Source organism: Atribacterota bacterium (genome assembly GCA_028703475.1).
GTDB lineage: Bacteria > Atribacterota > Phoenicimicrobiia > Phoenicimicrobiales > Stramentimicrobiaceae > JAQVMU01.
Genome location: JAQVMU010000083.1, coordinates 3,982 through 6,452 on the forward strand (window position 1 = coordinate 3,982; position 2,471 = coordinate 6,452).

3 protein-coding genes are annotated in these 2,471 nt (G+C 33.9%); all 3 read right to left on the reverse strand.

What is annotated here, in order from left to right:
• The coding region (locus PHQ99_07525; protein ID MDD4289419.1) for an NAD(P)-binding domain-containing protein at positions 1–506 on the reverse strand (506 nt) is incomplete at its 3' end.
• 611 nt (positions 507–1,117) lie between these two features.
• On the reverse strand, positions 1,118–1,942 hold the full coding sequence (locus PHQ99_07530; GenBank protein ID MDD4289420.1) for an SDR family oxidoreductase: 825 nt from the start codon (positions 1,940–1,942) through the stop codon (positions 1,118–1,120).
• A 40-nt stretch (positions 1,943–1,982) separates the two neighbouring features.
• Positions 1,983–2,471, reverse strand: a 489-nt coding sequence (locus PHQ99_07535) for a tagaturonate epimerase family protein (protein ID MDD4289421.1), incomplete at its 5' end; no start/stop codon positions are given.

Here is a 2,471-nt window from a genome sequence, read left to right on the forward strand (position 1 = left end):
GGTTTATCATCATGAGCCTTTGCAGAAATTTTTTCAAACAAGTCTTGCATCAGTTTGTAGGCTTCTTCCTGACCACCGGGCATAATTGCAGGACCTTTTAATGCCCCTTCTTCTCCCCCTGATATTCCGGTTCCAATATATAAAAACCCTTTCTCTTGTAAATATTTATTACGGCGGATAGTATCTTTAAAAAAGGAATTTCCGCCATCAATAATCAAGTCACCTTTATCCATTAATGGAATAAGTTTTTCAATAAAATCATCTACCGGCTGGCCGGCTTTAACTAAAAGTATTATTCTTCGCGGTCTCTCAAGTACCTCCATGAATTCTTCTAAAGTGTATGCCGGTTTAATTTTCTTGCCTTTTGCCTGGCTCTGTGCAAAATCCTTTGTTTTGGAAGAGGTTCGATTATAAGCAGCCACAGAATATCCTTTGCTTTCCATATTTAAAATCAGATTTTGGCCCATAACGCCTAATCCAACTAATCCTATCTGTGCTTTTTCCATTTAATTTCCTCCTTTATGTAAGTTTTTCGTTTATAGTTTTCAGTTTTTAGTCTAAAATACTATTTTGTAACGGGTATGCAATATTCAGCTTAAAACTTGAATAATCTATGCCCTATATGGTATAAAGCTTAAAACAATATAAGTAAAATACAACAATTTCTTTTTTACCATATTACATTGTTTAATATTTTTATATATATTAATCGCTTTATGTATATTTTTGCTTGCTACTCATCACTCATTACTAATCACTCATTCATTTCAAACATTCGGGCATATTAGTATGTGACTGCTTCAGTCGCTTCGCTCCATCATAGTGACAAAGATGTTTTATATTCTCACAGGAATTTCTATCTACACGGATTTTTCGCTTATTACTCATTACTGATTACTCATCACTGTATTTTGGACTCGATACCCAATATATATGATAAAATATTACTTTTTTATAGTTAGGTCTTCAGTTGAACATAAAATCATATTAGCTAAATTATCATTTATTTGAATTAATTATATCTAAACATTATTAAAATCTTTAGTATTTTACTAGCTACCAACTACTATCTACTGAATAAACGGTATACTTTATACGTAATACGGTATACTGTATTTTAGACTCCCGAAAAGGCACTGAAGCCGCCATCGATAGGTACAACAATACCAGTAACAAAATTAGCATTATCTGATGCCAACCAGACACATGCTCCAATCAAATCTTCCGGATCCCCAAATTTGCCTGCAGGAGTGTGTGCAATGACTAATTCTCCTCTTTTAGTTAGACTACCATCTTCATTAGTGAGAAGATATTTATTTTGGGTTGTTAAAAAGAAGCCGGGGGCTATTGCATTTACACGTAACTTAGGATTATATTCCTGGGCAAAATGAACTGCCAACCACTGGGTAAAATTACTTACAGCAGCCTTGGCAGCAGAATATCCCAAAACTTTGGTTAATGGCCTGAATGCAGCCATAGATGAAATGTTAATAATAGATCCCCCTTCTTCATTCTTCAGCATCTCCTTCCCGAATACCTGAGAAGGAAGTATTGCACCACCAAACAGATTGAGTCCTACAACTTTTTCTAAGGCTTTTGCAGGTAAATCAAAAAATGATTGTTCCGGTGAGGTTGTTGCTCCTTTTTGATTTCCACCAGCAGCATTTAATAAAATATCAATACGATTAAAATCCTTTGTTATCTCTTCTTTACATTCTTTGATTTTTTCGATGTCCATAGCATCTAAATAGTATCCTTTACTATCTATGCCCTCTTTTTGTAATTCCTCTACCAATGGTTTTGTATCAACTATATCAGCAATAATAATATTGGCACCCGCATATCCTAAACCTCTGGCAATAACCGATCCCAGTATACCAGCCCCTCCTGTAATAACGGCATTTTTACCTTTTAAACTAAACTTTTTTAATATGTCTTTCATGTTTTTCCTCCCAATGTACAAATTAAAATTATGAATTATATTAAATACTCAATAAGTCTAAATGATGTTTTATATGTTGAGATACTTTCTGGTAATGAGTTTTTTCATTATCAAATAATGTTTTATAAATTTTTTCCCTGAATTTATACTGCCCTCTCTTGTTCTTTTCCTTCAAAATTGAACCATAAGTAATATGAATCAGCTGCCGGGCATTGTTATTTTTGAACAAAGCCTCTAATTCCGTATCCTGCAACTTTCCAATATCAGGTATTTTATTTAAATCTGTAGACAGATGATAAGAGAATCTATCTTTATCAAAACAAGATAAGGCAAATTTATGAATCTCCCGATATAGATCTGGTTGACAGAGGGCAATAACTTTAGCTGCCTCTAACCAGCTGGTTCCTGCCGTTTTGATATGAAAAAAATTACCAGTTTCACGGGCAAAAGTAGGATATACCGAGAATTTATCACTTCCGGAATGTAATGATAATTTGTATCCTCCCATATTTGCAGCAATCAGGCAATG

What these genes read in the sequence shown, in the direction of transcription:
- PHQ99_07530 (MDD4289420.1), bottom strand. Translation starts at nt 1,942, where the DNA reads ATGAAAGACATATTAAAAAAGTTTAGTTTAAAAGGTAAAAATGCCGTT.